At 67.8% G+C, this 16455-nt stretch carries 12 protein-coding genes; 8 read left to right on the plus strand and 4 right to left on the minus strand.

The genetic code is table 11. The features are described 5' to 3' along the window. The first annotated feature begins 694 nt into the window (after positions 1-694). The 3 genes from O1Q96_RS25930 to O1Q96_RS25940 all read left to right on the plus strand — a co-directional run bounded on the left by O1Q96_RS25930 (position 695) and on the right by O1Q96_RS25940 (position 2172). On the plus strand, positions 695-877 hold the full coding sequence (locus O1Q96_RS25930; RefSeq protein WP_269250437.1) for a hydrophobic protein: 183 nt from the start codon (positions 695-697) through the stop codon (positions 875-877). A 311-nt stretch (positions 878-1188) separates the two neighbouring features. Continuing rightward, positions 1189-1440 carry an ANTAR domain-containing protein gene (locus O1Q96_RS25935; RefSeq protein WP_269250438.1) on the plus strand — a complete coding sequence of 84 codons (252 nt, stop codon included), beginning with the start codon at positions 1189-1191 and terminating at the stop codon, positions 1438-1440. 162 nt (positions 1441-1602) lie between these two features. Continuing rightward, positions 1603-2172 carry a hypothetical protein gene (locus O1Q96_RS25940; protein ID WP_269250439.1) on the plus strand — a complete coding sequence of 190 codons (570 nt, stop codon included), beginning with the start codon at positions 1603-1605 and terminating at the stop codon, positions 2170-2172. Between the two features lie 272 nt (positions 2173-2444). Here the strand turns inward: O1Q96_RS25940 and O1Q96_RS25945 are convergent, their stop codons facing one another. Then, positions 2445-3797 (minus strand): family 43 glycosylhydrolase, encoded by a 1353-nt coding sequence (locus O1Q96_RS25945; RefSeq protein ID WP_269250440.1) that lies wholly within the window; start codon positions 3795-3797, stop codon positions 2445-2447. A 374-nt stretch (positions 3798-4171) separates the two neighbouring features. On the opposite strand from O1Q96_RS25945, the gene O1Q96_RS25950 reads away from it, so the two are divergent. Together O1Q96_RS25950 and O1Q96_RS25955 are read left to right on the plus strand one after the other, a co-directional pair. Beyond that, complete coding sequence (locus O1Q96_RS25950; protein ID WP_269246334.1) at positions 4172-5041, plus strand: IS5 family transposase; 870 nt, start codon at positions 4172-4174, stop codon at positions 5039-5041. 76 nt (positions 5042-5117) lie between these two features. Continuing rightward, complete coding sequence (locus tag O1Q96_RS25955; protein WP_269246333.1) at positions 5118-5447, plus strand: hypothetical protein; 330 nt, start codon at positions 5118-5120, stop codon at positions 5445-5447. Positions 5448-5455: 8 nt separating this feature from the next. Here O1Q96_RS25955 and O1Q96_RS25960 read toward each other — a convergent pair whose 3' ends face one another. From O1Q96_RS25960 to O1Q96_RS25970, 3 genes are all read right to left on the minus strand, one after another. Continuing rightward, the gene (locus O1Q96_RS25960; RefSeq protein ID WP_269250441.1) at positions 5456-6283 is read right to left on the minus strand and encodes a carbohydrate ABC transporter permease; all 828 of its coding nucleotides are present in this window, start codon (positions 6281-6283) and stop codon (positions 5456-5458) included. Continuing rightward, positions 6280-7212 (minus strand): carbohydrate ABC transporter permease, encoded by a 933-nt coding sequence (locus O1Q96_RS25965; RefSeq protein ID WP_269250442.1) that lies wholly within the window; start codon positions 7210-7212, stop codon positions 6280-6282. The genes O1Q96_RS25960 and O1Q96_RS25965 overlap by 4 nt, the downstream gene beginning before the upstream one ends. Positions 7213-7278: 66 nt before the next feature. Further along, a complete protein-coding gene (locus tag O1Q96_RS25970) occupies positions 7279-8604 on the minus strand; it encodes an ABC transporter substrate-binding protein (protein ID WP_269250443.1) in 1326 nt (441 codons plus the stop codon). A gap of 332 nt (positions 8605-8936) precedes the next feature. Here O1Q96_RS25970 and O1Q96_RS25975 point away from each other — a divergent pair, with 332 nt between their 5' ends. From O1Q96_RS25975 to O1Q96_RS25985, 3 genes are all read left to right on the plus strand, one after another. Further along, on the plus strand, positions 8937-9971 hold the full coding sequence (locus tag O1Q96_RS25975) for a LacI family DNA-binding transcriptional regulator (RefSeq protein ID WP_269250444.1): 1035 nt from the start codon (positions 8937-8939) through the stop codon (positions 9969-9971). Between the two features lie 164 nt (positions 9972-10135). Beyond that, positions 10136-12940, plus strand: coding sequence for a family 78 glycoside hydrolase catalytic domain (locus tag O1Q96_RS25980; protein ID WP_269250445.1), 2805 nt, complete (start codon positions 10136-10138; stop codon positions 12938-12940). A 74-nt stretch (positions 12941-13014) separates the two neighbouring features. Next, entirely contained in the window at positions 13015-16290 is a 3276-nt protein-coding gene (locus O1Q96_RS25985) for a family 78 glycoside hydrolase catalytic domain (RefSeq protein ID WP_269250446.1), read from the plus strand. The last annotated feature ends 165 nt before the right edge of the window (positions 16291-16455 follow it).

Genomic DNA, 16455 nt, shown 5'->3' on the forward strand with positions numbered 1-16455 from the left:
AGCAGAACGAAGCGTGACTGCCGGGGGCCAGGGCCTGTACGAACAGCGTAGCCCTCCCCAGAGGTTACGGACAGCGACCCACGTCAGCGGCCTCCGCAGGATCCAGATGGCCACTTGACGCCTGTTCAGGGAGCGCGGCGAGGGCTAGCGTGTCAGGTACGGCCCGAGCCCCCGGCAGCGTCGAACTCCTCTCGCGCTCCCTCGTGGGCGCACCTCGCGCATCAGTGCCGGACCCCGTCCCGCCCCCCAGCGGGCGCTCCCACACTCACCGTCGCTACGCGACCCCGTCGCAGCCTCGATGCGCCCCATGCGGGCATCCCCCTCAACTGCCCGCCGCGTCGCACGCATCCACCGCAGGCGGTACGCATGTACGTACTGATCGTTCCGGCTTCCGTCCCCTTCGTCCTGCTCGCCACCGTGATGGGCTTGTCCTGGTGGGGGGACCACGTCCTGCCGGCGCCGCCTGCCGAGCCGGTCGACCATCCCACCGAGGCTTCGTTCGTCCCAGCGGCCCCTGCCCGGCTCGCGGAACTCCCCCGTTTCGACACCGCGTTGACAAGGGAGGTGGCCGGGTGTTGACTGCCAGTACGGCGTAGGGCTGTGCCACTCCGGATCACTCGGGACGCATTCCACCTCGCAGCTTCGCCCGGACCCCGCGGAACACAGGAACTTCCCGCGATCTGGAGGCCCGGCGATGCTTTGGATTCTTCTCCTTCTGCTGATCCTGGTGGTGTTCGGGTTCGGCTTCACCATGCAGACCCTTTGGTGGGTCGCCGCCGTACTCCTCGTCGTCTGGATCGTCGGCTTCTCCATGCGCGGGCGGGGCGGCGGCGGACGCCGCGGCGGCGGCCGCCGGTACAGCCGCAGTCGCGGATAGCGCACGCACCAGGCGCTCTCCCGCCCTTCGGGACGGCGCCCCGTACGGCGATCACGCCCGAAATCCGGGGGTGCCGAGGTGCGTTCGGTGCTTCCCTCGTCGGGGTCTCTGCCCGAAGGTAGCCGCTGAGGGACCGACAGGACTACGGTGGGGGAACTGGCCCCAGTCCCCGGCTCCGCGAAAATGACCAAGCAAGGTGTGTCATGCAGCGCACATTGAGCACATACGGGGAGCGTTGGTCTCGAACAGAGTCACTCGTCTGGGATGAGAGCAGTCCTGCCGGCGAGGTCAGGACTCTTCGCTCGGAGAACGTGGAACTGCGCCGACGGCTGCGCAGGCGTGCAGTCGCCCTACGGGCTCAGGGCGTGGTCATGGCGCTCGTGCCGTGTTCCAGCGCACACGCCAAGGACTTTCTCGCTGATCTGGCCGATCACTGCGGCCTCCCGGTGCGCGACGTCGCCCGGGCCCTCGTCGGCACCTTCGAGGGCCGTCCACTCACGGCGAAGATGCAGCGCGAGCTCGGCAGCGCGGTGGTGCGCCTCAAGGGTGCCGCTCGGGCCTGAGCAGGTCAGCCGCTCCTCCTTCCGGCCGCGCGTTCCTGTTCCCTCGGCCGAAGATGCACGACACCGGATCAGACACCGGGCCCCCGCGTCGGACTGACACGCGCCGCCGCGCAGAGGCCGCACCCGCCGTTGGAGCGGGGACTTGAACCACGGGAGGTTCACATGCTTGAAGGCCATGTCCGTAAGCCGAAGATCGACCGGGCGTTCCGCGCTTCGGACGGTCAACCGGTTGAGTTCGAAGGCAAGACGGTGCACCTTGCCTTCGATATTTCCATGAAGTGGGCGACGTCCAGGCTGGCAATCACCTTCACCTCTTTCGTGGGCACACCGCCCCAGGGCGTGTGTCTGGAACTGTCGGAGGGCGATCTGCTCGTCAACGGCTCCCGGTCGTCGGGCGTCTGCCTGTGGACCGACTCGGCGCCGCCGGTGGTATACCTGAAGCCGCTGATCAAGCCCACCGCCACGTCGACGCTACAGGTCTGGAACTGCTGGCGAGGCGGGGACGGGGAACCCCAGATGTGGCGGGGCAACGCCGGTCTGCTCGTCGACCTCAACCCCGGCGCGTCCTACCGCTTCAGCTGCAGCGACGGCACCGGACATGCCGACTTCACCGATCTCATCTTCGGCCTGGAGATCCAGGAGAAGACCAGCGACCCGTGGCTGGATCCGCTGCCGCCCCGGACATTCACCCGGGGTACAGACTCCACCCACCCCCGCAGCCCCGACGCGTGATCGCCGGCACCCGGCACCTCAGTTCGCAGTCCCGCCGTAGTCCTCACGCATGACCCGCTGACCGGAGCGCCCCCCAACCTGTCTCGGCGTGAGTCGTGGCCGCCTCCCCGCACGACCTGGCCGCCGCGGGCCCGTGGGTACCGGTCGCAGCTCTCGGCCCCGTCGACGCCACCGCCCGAGGTGGCGCAGGCGTGGAACGGCGAAGGCCCGGGCGGCCGGGTGCGACTCGGCCGCCCGGGTTCCTCACCTGTCCGGTGAGGACATGCGTTCCCTCAGACGATCATCCACTGCTGGTTCGTGCCGGAGTTGCAGGTCGACTGGTCCAGGGCCGCGCCGTTGGCGGTGGACCCTCCGGCGATCTGCAGGCACTTGCCGCTGTTGACGTTGGTGTACGTGAGGTAGGCGCCGATCACCGCTGTCCTCTTCCACAACTGGTGCGAGGCTCCCGTGCACGTCGACTGGACGGCGGTCGCGCCGTTGGCGGTGGAGGCTCCGGCGACCTGGAGACACTTGCCGCTGTTGACGTTGACCAGCTGATAGTTGGAGCCGACGGCGGTGGGCTGCCACTGCTGGTTGGTGCCGGAGTTGCAGTTCCCGGAGTTCACCGATGCCCCGTCAGCCGTACTCGCCGACCAGACGTCCGCGCACTTGTCGGCGTTCCGGTTCCACAGGTGGTTGTTCGGAGCGGCGAGTGGACCGGAGAGGACAGGCCACCCGTTCGCGAAGGTCAGCTGACGGATGTCGAGTGCCTCCCGCCCTGCCTGGTCGGCGTCGTAGTAGTGGTAGGCGAGGTACTTGGACGAGCCGTCGTCGTAGGCGTCGGCACCGCCGGCGGCCACCCTCGGGCGAGCGCCGTTGAGGACGGTGGTCCCTCCGTTCGAGAGCATGTTGGTGCCGTTCTGGTCGAGATACGGTCCTGTGATGCTGGTGGACCGTCCGACCACCGTGTAGTAGTTGCTGTTGGTCCCGCTGCAGCACAGGCCCTTGGAGCCGAAGAGGTAGTAGAAGCCGCCGTTGAGGACGATCGTCGGGTTCTCGATGCCGACGGCGAGGTGCCAGAGGTTGTGGTCGGTGGTGGACAGCTTGCCGGTGGACTGGTCCAGGACGTGCATGTAGGTACCGGGGCCGGTGAAGGAACCCCAGGAGATGTACAGGCGGCCGTCCGGCCCCCAGTCGACGTTCGGGTCGATCGGGTAGTTGACGTCCGTGACCATGCCCTGGTCGGTCCACGGACCCTCGATGTTCGTCGCGGTGGCCACTCCCATCACTGCGTACGAGGTGCCCCAGCGGGAACCGGCGTAGTACAGGTGGTACTTGCCGTTGAACTGCTTGATCTCCGGGGCCCAGATGTTCGGCGGCGTCGAACCGAGCTTCGCGGTGATCCAGGACGGGGTCGCCCCCCAGACGTTCCCCACCTTCGTCCATCCGGACGCCGCGGTACCACCGCACGTCTTGCGGATGGTGATGGATCCACTGGGGTTGAGCGAGTCGTTCTCGAACCCGGTGGAGAAGCCGTAGTAGCAGCTCCCCACCTTGATGAGGCTCGGGTCATGCATACGGACGTCACCGCTGAGGGCCTGGGCGGGAGAGGCGGTGACCATACCGAGGACGGTCAGGAAGGCCACGAAAACCGCCCCGAGTGCGGACCGGCCGCGTCTTGCGCGTATTGCGGGACGCGGCCCCGGGTGATGGTCGACGCGCATACGAGACTCCTTCGTGTCGCTGTTTGACGGACAGGAACGCATCCCCCACGCGGGCGTCGGCCGTTCCGGGCTGCGCGGCGTTTCCATGTCCGCGCCCCATCGGGGAGGGGATGGGGCGCGGACACCTACCGGACCAGCGGCTCTGCTGGATCGCGGCGTCGGGGACGTGTGGGGGGGGGCGGCTTTCCGTCCGCCTCGCACAGGTTGGGATCGATGCCGAAACCTGGCGGTCGGGCGGCTAGGCCGTGTTTTAGAACGGGGTTTGTTGCCGCGCCTGATGCCGTGATGATCTCGGTGTGGGACGTGGGGATCTCTCGGATGAGCAGTGGGCAGTGCTGGAACCGCTGTTGCCCGTCGCGCAGGTCGGCAGGCCGTCAGCATGCCGGCGGAGGCTGATCGATGGGATCCGCTGGCGGGTACGGACTGGTGCCCCATGGCGGGACCTGCCGGGTCAGTACGGGCCGTGGCAGACGGTCTACGGGCTGTTCCGTCGCTGGCAACGCACCGGTGTCTGGGCAGCAGTACTGAGCGGGCTGCAGGCCAGGGCCGATGCCGGCGGGCTGATCACGTGGGAGGTGAATGTCGACTCCACGGTCTGCCGGGCTCACCAGCACGCGGCCGGCGCCCGCCGGGACGGGAAGACTCAGAAGGAGCCGCCCGGCGGGATCGTCGCCGAGCCGGACGATCACGCACTCGGCCGGTCTCGAGGCGGTCTGACCACCAAGATTCATCTGGCGTGCGAACAAGGCCAACGGCCCTTGTCGTTGCTGGTCACGGCAGGGCAGCGGGGTGACAGCCCGCAGTTCGTGGCCGTACTGGAAGGCATCCGTGTGCCCCGGCTCGGCGCGGGGCGACCGCGCAGACGGCCGCTGCGGGTCCGTGGTGACAAGGCGTACTCATCGCGCGCCAACCGCGCCTACTTACGCCGACGCGGGATCCGGGCCACCATCCCGGAACCGGCCGATCAGGCCGGCCATCGCAGACGCCGCGGCAGCAACGGCGGGCGACCGCCGGCCTTCGACCGCGAGGACTACAAGGCCCGGCACGCGGTCGAGTGCGGCATCAACCGGCTCAAGCGCAATCGGGCGGTGGCCACCCGGTTCGACAAGCTCGCCGTCCGCTTCGAGGCCACCGTCCACATCGCCGCCATCAACGAATGGCTGTGACTTGGCGCTTCCGCACCGCATGCCATCCTGGCGGCGGCAACCCGCAGCACGTCGGCACAAGGGAGACAGCGGACCAATGGCGGCTGAGTACTACTGCGCCGACAGCGAGAACGGCCATCACATCGACGACCCGTCCGAGGACGCCCTGTTCGACCTCATCAGCGAACTGAACGACGCGGACAACACGTTCGTCGTCATCCAGCCCGACCAGGACGACCCCGCCTGGTTCGCCTCCGTGGCCGTCCTCGACGAAGGCGGCTACGAGACCGTCCGCCGCGACACCGCCCGCCGCGAACACGAGGTCACCACTGACACCAGCATCGGCCGGATCGCAGGCGACCTCATCATTTGGCTGGCCGCCCGCGACTTCCCCGGACAGCCAACTCGGCAGACCAGCCCGTTCTAAAACACGGCCTAACCCTTGACCGCGCCGGCGGTCATACCTGCCACGATCTGCCGGTTGAAGAACAGGAACATGATCAGCGGCGGGATCGTGATGAGCAGGATGTCCATGAAGAGCAGGTTGTAGCTGGTGCTGTACTGGCTCTGGAAGTTGAACAGGGTCAGCTGGACGGTGGCGTTCTGCTCGCCGGGCAGGAAGTACAGCGGGTTGGTGAAGTCGTTGAAGACGGATACCGACTGCACGACGATCACCGTCACGATCACCGACCGCAGCACCGGGAAGATGACCCGGAAGAACAGCCGCAGCGGTGACGCTCCATCGATGACGGCGGCCTCGTCGAGTTCGCGCGGGATGGTGGCGATGAAGGCGCGGAACAACAGGATGGAGAACGACATGCCGAAGGCGATCTCCACGAGGATCAGCCCGGGCAGAGTGCCGAACAGTCCGGCCTTCTGCAAAACCCAGATCGTCGGTACCACCGCCGGCGGGATGATCAGCCCGGCCAGCACGAGGAAGTTGATCACCCCAGTCCAGCGGGTGACCCGCCGCTGCAGTACGAAGGCGACCATCGCACCGAGGACGACCATGACCGTCACACTGGCGACGGTCAGGATCACGCTGTTGATGAACGCGATGACGAGGATGTAGTCCCGCGCCTGGACGACCTCGACGAGGTTGTCGACCATGTGGAAGTGGCGCGGCCAGGAGAAGTCGAGCTGCGCGGCCTGCTGCGGATCCTTCACAGCGGTGAGCACGATGAACGCGAACGGAATGACGAACACGACGACGCTGACCGTGACCGACAGGACGCCGAGCCAGGTGCGGGTGGAGTTCTTCACCGCTCCACCTCCTTGCTCGCCAGGAAGCGGGACAACGGGACGATGATCGCCGTGACGACGAGGAAGAGGATGACGTTTCCGGCGGTCGACAGGCCGTAGAAGCCGGCCTGGTACTGCTTGTAGATCACGGAGGCGACCACGTCGGAGCTGAAGCCGGGGCCACCGCGCGTCATGGCCCAGATGAGGTCGAAGGACCGCAGGCCGCCGATGAGCGACAGGATGATGACGGTCGAGGTCGCCGGCCAGCTCAGCGGCAGGATGACGTTGCGGAACTGTTGCCACGGACCCGCGCCGTCGATCCTCGCTGCCTCGTAGTAGTCCTGCGGGATGGACACGATGCCGGAGATGTAGATGACGGTGGCCAGCCCGACACCCTTCCAGACGTCGACGAACGCCACCGAGAACAGCGCCAGCGACGGGTCCGTCAGCCAGCCCGGACCGTCGATGCCGACCGCCGCCAGGGACTTGTTGATCGCACCGGTGGATGGGTCCATGAAGGCCGTGAAGGTGATGCCGACACCCACGGTGCTCACCAGCACCGGGAAGAACACCACCGAGCGCAGATAGCCGCGGGCGCGGATCTGGCTGGTCAGCAGGATGCCCAGGAGGAGGCCGAGGACCACTTTGAGGCCCGAGGTGACGACCGCGTAGAGGAACGTGTTGACGAAGCCCTTGACGAGGGCGGGCTCCTGGAAGAACTGGGTGAAGTTGTCCAGCCCGATGAAGGTCGACTTGAAGATCGTCCACCTGGTCAGGCTGAAATAGAACGACGCGAACGTCGGAACGAGGAACAGGACCCCGTAGATCACCGCCGCCGGCAGGTAGAACCAGGTGGGATAAGCGCTGTGCGCCTTGGCGGACCGACGCGTTCTGGCCGCCACCTTCGGCTTTTCGGCCGCCGGCGGCCTGGTCGGTGCAACTGTGGTCATCGGTCGACCTCTCTCGGGCGTCTCCCCGCACCGCTTCCGGACGCGGGGAGACGCTGACGTGCGTTCCTACCAGCCCGAAAGGCCGAGCTGCTGAGCCTGCTTCTTGACGTCCTTGTCGTACAGGGCCGCACCGGGCCTGGCCCCTGTGATGCCGGATCCGACCTGGACGCAGATCTGTTCAAGGCTCGGGCCCTTCACCGGGGACAGGAATTCCAGCGCAGGGCTCTGGGCGTCGTCGGTGAAGTACGCCGCGACATCCTTGGTGATCGTGGGAACGTCCGACGGCAGGGTGCAGCCCTCGACCAGGTACGGGCCGGTCGGCGTCGACGCCTTGGCCTGGGAGGTGCAGCCGGCCGGGCTCGCGGTGAACGCGAGGAACTTCTTGACCGCGGCGAGCTTGTCCCCCGTGGTGCTCTTCGGGACGTAGAAGGCGTTCGGGAACCACGCCGTCATGCCGTTGGCGGAGGCCTCGTCCCCGGGCAGCGCGAAGAAGCCGACGTCGTTGAGCTCGTCCGGGTTGCTCGTCCTGATCGCGCCGATGACGGTGGAGAGCATCGGGTACTGGGCGCCCTTGCCGGTGGCCAGCATCTTCAGTCCCTTGACGAGCGTGGCCGACGCGTAGTCGGAGTTCTGCAGCTTCAGGTCGTGGATCTGTTGCAGGTGCTCGAAGCCCTTGCCGGCGTTCTCGTCGGTGGCGAACTTCGCCTTGTTGGCGGTGAAGTCCTTGGCAAAGCCCGGTTCCTCGGCGGACACGTTGTGGAAGTCGCCCAGGACGAGCAGCTGGGAGGTCCAGGTGTCCTGGTAGGTCTGGATGACGGGGGCGATGCCCTCGGCCTTGATCTTCTGGCTGTTGGCAATGAAGTCCGCCCAGGTCTTCGGCACCTTCAGACCGAGCTCGGCATACACCTTCTTGTTGTAGAGGACACCGCCACCGAGAGCCGAACCGAAGGGCACGCCGTAGGTCTGGCCGCCGACCGTGACCTGCGGGAGGAAGGACTTGTCGAGGCTCTTGACGAACGAGTCCTTGGTGATCGGCGCAAGGGTCTTCACCGGGTCGATCTGCTGGAACAGCGAACCGGTGTTGTACGAGAAGACATCGGCCATGCTGTCCGTCTGCAGCCGCGTCTTGATGAGGTTGTCGCCCTCTGTGCCGCCGGGGCGCGTCTCCACGCTGACCTTGATCTTCGGGTTCTTGGCCTGGAAGTCCTTGGCCAGCTGCTTGGCGGCCGCGAGGTTGTCGGGCGCGTTGTCGACGAGCAGCTTGATCGTTGTCGCGCTGTCGTCCCCGCTGGACGAGCCGAGAGAGCCCGCGCTGCACGCGCTGAGCAGGAGCGGCACTACGGCGGCAGCGGCTAGAGCTGCTCTTCTCTTGGCGAGAGTGCTTGACCTCATGGACGTTCCTTCGCTCGAGCGGGGTTGAATCGATTCAATTTTGAGGTAACACCTCGGGCGATGTCCGAGGGCAGGTTCCGAGGCGCCGCCGCGACAGGCAGAGTCACCGATTGAGCGGACAGCCGAGCCCGACACGCAGGGACCGAGGGTTCCTGCTCGCGGTCGACTGCCTCCGGGCGCCCGGGCCACGACACGGCCGACGCGCTCCGTCTTCGTGTAACGTGCCACACAGATTGGAGTGCAGGGGTCGGAGTCGTCAAGTATCTGCGAGTAACGTTCCCGAAACGCCGTATGGGGTAAAGCGGTGCATGACGATGGAGGCGGGGACCTCAGTGCGACCAGGCTCGAAGAGAATCACGATCGCCGATGTCGCGCGCAGCGCGGGCGTGTCCACCTCCGCGGTGTCGAAGGTCCTGACCAATGCCTACGGGGTGAGTCCCGCGATGCGCGAGCGGGTACAGGCGGCCATGACCGAGTTGGGCTACCGCCCGCACGCGGCCGCCCGTGGCATGCGGGGCCGCACCTACACGATCGGCGTTCTCCTCGCGGGCATCCGCAACGCCTTCTACGCCGACCTGCTGGACGGCGTGAACGCGGAACTGCGCAACACCGAGTACGCCCTGTTCATCGGGTCCAGCAGCTCCTCCGAGATGGAGGACCAGACCAAGCTCATCCACGCCATGGTGGACCGGCAGATGGACGGCCTGATCCTGATCGCGCCTGCCGTGGCCCGTACGGAGGTGGTCCGTATCGCGGCCGAGGTGCCGACGGTGGTGATCGGCCACCACGACGCCTCCCCCGCGTACGACATCGTGGTCAACCAGGACGGAGCCGGCGTCGACCTGGTCATCGACCACCTGGTCGCCCTCGGACACCGGGACATCGCCCACCTGTCGCATCCGACGGTCCGCGGCAGCCAGTGGACTCAGCGGCCCGAGCACCATGTCCGGGCCGCCTATCAGGAGGCCATGCTTCGGCACGGTCTGGCGGATCTGGCCCGGGTGGTGAACTCCGGGTACTCGGACGAGGGCGGCTACCTCGGCGCCACGGAACTGCTCACCTCCGCGCGCCCGCCCACCGCGATCTTCGCGGGCGCGGACATCGCCGCGACCGGCGTGTTCCGGGCCGCGGCCGACCTGGGCCTGCGTATCCCCGGCGACCTCTCGCTCGTCGGATACAACAACACCTCGGTGGCCGCCCTCGCGCCGGTCAGCCTGACCAGCGTCGACCAGGCGGGCGCCATGATGGGCGAGACCGCCGCCCGGCTGCTGCTGGAGCGGATCGAGAAGCGGCGTGACCGTGCGGTCATCATGGCGTCGACGCCGCACCTGGTGACGCGCGCCAGTACGGCTCCCGCACGCGCCTGAAGCCGCCCGCGCTCCGGCGCCGGGCGCGGTTGAAGCGCCCTCGAGCCGAACGGTTCTCGCGAGCCGGATGTGCCGGATTTCTCGCTTCCTCTTGACGCGGCAGGTGTCTTCGCTCCACGGTTGATTCGTTTTAAACGTGGAACGTTCCACAGTAAGGAGCCGACATGAGTCGCGAGCGTCCCGAACCTGACACCGAGGTGGTGTCGCTCCGTTTCGAGCACCGCGAGGACGCGCTCGGCGTCGGTACCCCGGAACCCCGCCTGTCCTGGCAGGTCCGCTCCGACGACCCCGCCTGGCGGCAGACCGCGTACGAGGTCGAGCTGGAGTGCGGTGCGACGGAACGGATCATGTCGGCCGAACAGGTGCTGGTGCCATGGCCCTTCTCACCCCTGGGCTCACGCAGCAGGGCGCGCGTCCGCGTCCGGGTGGCGTCCGGAGCGCGCTGGAGCGACTGGAGTGCTCCCGCCACCGTGGAGACAGGACTGCTGCGCTCCGCCGACTGGACCGCCCGCTTCATCAGCCCGCGCCGGCACGGCGCCCTCGACGCGCCCGCCCCGGAGCTCGTACGAAAGGTCCTGCTGCGAGCGGACGTGGTCTCGGCTCGCCTGTACGCCACCGCTCACGGTGTCTACACCGCGTCCCTGAACGGCGCCCGGGTCAGCGGCGAGGTCCTCGCCCCCGGCTGGACCAGCTACCGGCACCGGTTGCGCTACCAGACCCACGATGTCACCGCACTGCTGAGGAAGGGCGAGAACACCCTCTCGGTCGTACTCGGCAACGGTTGGTACCGCGGGTATCTCGGCTGGTGGGGCGCCCGCGCCCTGTACGGCGACCGGCTGGCCCTGCTCGCGCAGTTGGAGGTCCGCTATGCCGACGGCTCGGCAGAGGTGTTCGGCACCGACGGGGAGTGGCGGGCCCGGGACACCGGAATCGTCGCGGACGACCTCTACAAGGGGCAGCGCACCGACCTGCGGTTCACCCCGGAAGAGGCCGACGGCCCGGTGGACGTGCTCTCGGACAAGGAGGCGGACCTGACGCGGCTCGTGACCCCGGAAGGGCCACCCGTACGCGTCACCGAGGTGCTGCCGGCCCTGAAGGTCTGGCAGTCACCGTCCGGCCGTACCCTCGTCGACTTCGGGCAGAACCTCGTCGGCTGGGTCCGGCTGCGGCTGCGCGACACCACAGCGGGCACGGAGGTCACCGTCCGGCACGCCGAGGTGCTGGAGAACGAGGAACTGTGTACCCGCCCCCTGCGTACGGCCGACGCCACGGACACCTACCTGCTGGCCGGCGCCGAGGAGGTGGTCCTCGAACCCTCACTGACGTTCCACGGATTCCGGTACGCCGAGGTCACCGGAGTACCGGATCTCGCGGTCGAGGACCTGCACGCCGTGGTCGTCGGCAGCGACCTGCGCCGCACGGGCTGGTTCTCCTGCTCGGACCCGGATCTCGAGCAGTTCCACGAGAACGTCGTGCGGGGCACGCGCGGCAACTTCCTGGATGTCCCCACGGACTGCCCGCAGCGTGACGAGCGGCTCGGCTGGACCGGCGACATCCAGGTCTTCTCCCCCACAGCCGCCTTCCTCTTCGACACGGCCGGCTTCCTGTCCTCCTGGCTCGCCGACCTCGCCGCCGAACAGCACACCGACGGCGCGGTTCCCTGGGTCATCCCCGACGTCCTGGACGACGCGGCCCCCACCGCGGCTGCCTGGGGAGACGCGGCACCGGTGGTGCCCTGGGTGCTGTACGAGCGCTACGCCGACCGAGACGTCCTCAAGCGGCAGTTCGAGAGCGCCCACGCATGGGTCGACAAGGCTGCTTCCCTGACCACCGACGGAGTGTGGGCGGGCGGTTTCCAGTTCGGTGACTGGCTCGACCCGAGTGCCCCGCCGGACGACCCGTTCGCCGCCCGCACTCCCACAGACGTCGTCGCCACCGCCTGCCTGGCCCGGTGTGCCGACGTCGTCGCCCGCACTGCGGAGGTACTGGGCCGCACCGAGGAATCCGCACGGTACGCCGCGCTCGCCGAGCGGACCCGCGAGGCGTTCGCCCGCACGTTCGTCACCCCGGCGGGCCGGATCCTGGGTGACTCGCCGACCGCGTACGCCATGGCCCTGCAATGGGATCTGCTGGCCTCTCCGCATCTTCGTGCGGTGGCCGGGGACAGACTCGCCGACCTCGTGAGGACGAGCGGTTTCAGGATCGCCACCGGATTCGTCGGCACCCCGCTGATGACCGACGCCCTCACCTCCGCCGGCCACGCCGACCTCGCCCATCGGCTCCTCCTCGAGAAGGGCTGTCCCTCATGGCTTTATCCCGTGACCATGGGCGCCACCACGGTCTGGGAGCGCTGGGACAGCATGCTGCCCGACGGAACGGTCAATCCCGGCCAGATGACCTCCTTCAACCACTACGCGCTCGGAGCGGTCGCCGACTGGATGCACCGCACCGTGGCGGGGCTGGCTCCCGCCGCACCCGGCTACCGGGAGATCACGGTGCGTCCGCTGCCGCACCGGTCACTGACCCACGCCACGGCCGTGCACCTCACTCCCTACGGCGAGGCCTCGGTCTCCTGGCGGCGCGAGGACGGCCGCTTCCACCTGAGGGTGTGCGTCCCCACGGGGGCCCGGGCCACCGTCCACCTGCCCGGTCCCGGGCAGCCCTCCGTGACCGTGACCCACGGCACGCACACCTGGACCACCGACGATCCCTGTCCCGCCCCGGCCCCGTCCGAGGTGATCACCGTGCGGGACCTGATGGACGAGCCCGGCCTCTGGGGACGCACGGTCACCGCCCTCACCCGGAACGGCCTGGGTGACGACTCCGCACAACTGGCCCGACGGCTGGCCCCCTTCCTGGACCTGCCGGCCGGCCGACTGCCCGCGCTGCTGAACAGGGTCCTCTTCGAAGACGGCGGTGCCGACGCCGGCATCGAGCTCAGGACCTTGCTCAGCCGCACAGCGGACTGACATCCACCACGTACATCGTGCTTCGCGGCGAAGCCCGCGAACACGTCGACCTGAACGATTCACATGGAGATGACGTGCTCCGCAAACCCTCGCTTCTCTTCGTAGTGCTGAGATGCCTGCTCGTGCTCGCCGTGGCAGGCAGCGCGACCGCCCTGCCCTCGTCCGTGTCCCCTGCCGCTTCGGCCTCCGATGCTGAGTTCTCCGTGAAGGCTCTGACCACCAACGGCCGGCTGAACCCTCTGGGCATCGGCGGCGAGGACCCGGTCTTCGGATGGCAGGCGGCGTCGGACCGGCGGGCGACATCGCAGAAGGCCTACGAGATCCAGGTCGGACGTACGCCGGGATCCGCCGATACGTGGTCGTCCGGCAAGGTGTCCTCCGACCGCCAGGTCGGCGTCCCGTACAGCGGCCCTGATCTGAAGCCGGCCACCCGCTACTACTGGCGTGTTCGGGCCTGGGACGACAGACGGACCGCGAGCCCGTGGAGCCCACCCGCGTCCTTCGAGACAGGCCTGCTGGACTCCGGCGACTGGGACGGCGCCCAGTGGATCACTCGTCCTGAGGCCGCGAGTGAGCTGGACCAGTGGACCGACTACGTCGCCACGGTCGACTTCAAGATCAACAGCAACGCCCTCGGCATGTTCCTGAGGGCCTCCGACGCGAGCAACGGCTACATGTGGCAGTTCAACGTCACGGGCCCGACCCCGATGCTGAGACTGCACAAGCAGGTCAAGGGCAACTACAGCGTGGTGAAGGAGGTGGATCTCGCACCCTACGGCTTCACCAACGCCAGTCTCCTCGCCGACCGGCACACCGTCCGCTACGACGTGGTGGGCAACACCATCAAGACGACCCTGGACGGCAAGCCGGTCGACACCTTCACCGACGCCACGTTCAGCAAGGGTTACATCGGTTTCCGCACCCACGGATGCTGCGGCGAACGGGGAACCGTCTACGACGCCGTCGTGACCGGCGCCGACGGCGGCACGCTCCTCGACACCGACTTCGCCTCCGACCGGAACCCGTTCACCGGCGGTGAGATCGTCGACTCCGCCCTCGTGGTGTCCGGCACCACGGACGCCCTCAAAGAGCCCGCTGTCCGGCCGCTGCCGCTGCTGCGCAAGGGCTTCGCGACCAAGGCCGGCAAGCAGGTCGCCTCGGCGCGGGTCTACGCGTCGGCCCTCGGCGTCTACGAGCTGGAGATCAACGGCAAGAAGGTCGGCGACCAGGTGCTCGCCCCGGGCTGGACGAACTACCACAAGCGCATCCAGTCCCAGACCTACGATGTGACGAAGTTGCTCGCCCGGGGCCACAACGCGATCGGTGCCTCCCTGGCGAACGGATGGTGGGCGGGCAAGGTCGGGATCGGCTGGAGCCGCCAGTACGGGGACTCCCCCGCTCTCGTGGCGAAGGTGCGCATCACCTACACCGACGGTTCGGTCCAGTGGATCGTCACGGACGGATCGTGGAAGGCGGCGGACGGCCCCTACGTCAAGGCCGACCTGCAGGACGGCGAGACGTACGACGCCAGGCTGAAGCCCTCGGGCTGGAGCCGGCCCGGATTCGACGACGCGAAGTGGGAGTCCGCCGCGAGCCTGGAGTCCCGGACCGCACTTCTGGTTCCGCAGAGCGACGAGCCGGTACGCAGGACCCAGGTGCTCACGTCCCGGAAGATGACAGAGCCCAGCGCCGGGACGTACGTCTACGACCTCGGTCAGAACATGGTCGGAGTGTCCCGGCTGACACTGACCGGCTCCGCAGGCCAGACGGTCAAGATCCGCTACGCGGAGGTGCTCAACAAGAACGGCACCCTCTACACCGACAACTTCCGCACCGCCAAGGTCACCGACCGATACACCTTCGCGAAGGCCGGAACAGCCACCTACGAGCCCGAGTTCACCCAGCACGGGTTCCGCTACATCGAGATCACCGGGGTGAGCGAGCCGCCCGCGCTCTCCGCCGTCCAGGGCATCGTGTGGGGGTCGGACCTCCCGTCCACCGGCACGCTGAAGACCTCGGACACCATGCTGAACCAGCTGGTGAGCAACATCTCCTGGAGCCAGCGCGGCAACTTCCTGTCCATCCCCACCGACACCCCCGCCCGCGACGAACGTCTGGGATGGACGGGTGACATCAGCCTGTTCGCGCCCACGGCCAACTACCTGGTCGACACCCGCGCGTTCCTGTCCCACTGGATGGCGGACGTCCGCAACTCCCAGTACACCAACGGTGACCTGCCCGCCGTCGTACCGACCCCGCAGGGGCAGTTCGGCGACAGCGGTGTCGGCTGGTCCGACGTGATGATCACCGTGCCGTACTCCGTGTGGCGTTCCTACGACGACACCCGCATCCTGCGGGAGAACTACCCCGCCATGCAGAAGTTCTTCCAGTTCGTGCGCGACAGCGCCGGAGCGGACCTTCTCGAACCCGGCCGCACCACGTTCTTCACCAACGACTGGCTGCACCTGGACGACCCGACCGAGCAGGGCATCCTGGGCACGGCCTACTACGCCGAGAACGCCCGCATGATGGCCGAGGTGGCCAAGGCCCTGGGTGATGACGCGGCGGCGTCCGACTACAGCAAGCTCTCCGCTGACATCCGCGACGCCTTCACCAAGGCGTACGTCGCAACCGACGGCACCGTCAAGCGCAACTCTCAGACCGGGTACGCGATGGCCCTCGGTATGAACCTCGTCTCCGACCCCGCGCTGGTCGAGAAGGTCGGCGAGAAGTTCGTGGCCAAACTCGCCCTCAGCGACTACCACCTGCGGACCGGCTTCATCGGCACGCCGCTGCTGCTGCCCGCGCTGAGCAAGATCGGCAGGGACGACCTCGCCTACAAGATGCTGCTGCACAAGGACTACCCGTCCTGGGGCTACGAGGTCGCCAACGGCGCCACCACCATGTGGGAGCGCTGGAACTCGATCATGCCCAACGGCGACTTCGGCCCGGTCGACATGAACTCCTTCAACCACTACGCCTACGGCGCCGTGGGCGACTGGATGTTCCAGAACATCGGCGGCCTCTCGGCGATAGAGCCCGGCTACAAGCGCTCCCGGATCGCACCAGCGCTCGACGGAAACCTGACCATGGGCTCGGGAAGCCTCGAAACCGTCTATGGCCTTCTCTCCTCGGACTGGAGCACCCGCAAGGACTCCCTCGATCTCGAAGTGACCGTGCCGGTCAACACCGTTGCGGAGGTTCACGTGCCCTCGAAGACCCGTTGGGCGGTCACCGAGGGTGGCCGGCCTGCCGCCGACGCCAAGGGAGTCCGGTTCCTCCGGATGGAGAACGGGGCTGCAGTGTTCGAGGTCGGGTCGGGCTCCTACCGCTTCGGCCGCCGCAGCTAGGTGAAGGAAGCCACCGGACAGCCTGCGTGACCTGACGAGTCTGGACCTGCTGGGCGCTCGACGACAGTCGGCGCCCGACAGGTCCAGATCTCGTGCGACGCTCTTCGGACCACTGGAGTGGCGGGGCGGGAACAGAGCACCGCCGAACATCTGGACCGGCCTTTT

Origin of the sequence: Streptomyces aurantiacus, from assembly GCF_027107535.1 — a bacterium.
Lineage (GTDB): Bacteria > Actinomycetota > Actinomycetes > Streptomycetales > Streptomycetaceae > Streptomyces.